Origin of the sequence: Sphingobium sp. LSP13-1-1.1 (assembly GCF_040676415.1) — a bacterium.
Taxonomy (GTDB): domain Bacteria; phylum Pseudomonadota; class Alphaproteobacteria; order Sphingomonadales; family Sphingomonadaceae; genus Sphingobium.
Map to the genome: position 1 here is coordinate 1 of NZ_JBEGHU010000066.1, position 383 is coordinate 383.

A 383-nucleotide genomic window follows, 5' to 3' on the forward strand; every position below is an offset into this window, starting at 1 on the left:
TCGGCCGCCAAGCAGCATCAGAAGCATAATCCCTGGATCAGCCCCGAAAATTGGCGCCCGGTGGTATCAAGCTGGCGCGGCTCGATCATGGAAGAGGTTGGCGTTGAGAAGGCGAACGCGAAGCGGATCGCGGACGTGCTGCGCGATGCTGGCCTCATCAACGAGCCGCTGGGCATAGATGTCGTTGAAATTCCGGTGCTCCGGGCGCTGGAGGCCGAAGGGGTCACGATCGTCAATGCAGAAGGGCTGATGCAACGCGCCCGCGTCATCAAGTCGATCGACGAGGTCTCGTTGCTGGAGACCGCCGCGTGCCTGGTCGATTCCGCCTATGACGAGTTGTTCCGCGTGCTGCGTCCGGGCGTCAAGGAAAGCGAGGCCGTCGC

At 62.7% G+C, this 383-nt stretch carries 1 protein-coding gene; it reads left to right on the forward strand.

Translation table 11 applies throughout. The features are described from left to right. The coding region (locus MRBLSP13_RS19975; RefSeq protein ID WP_363756262.1) for a hypothetical protein at nt 1–383 on the forward strand (383 nt) is incomplete at both ends.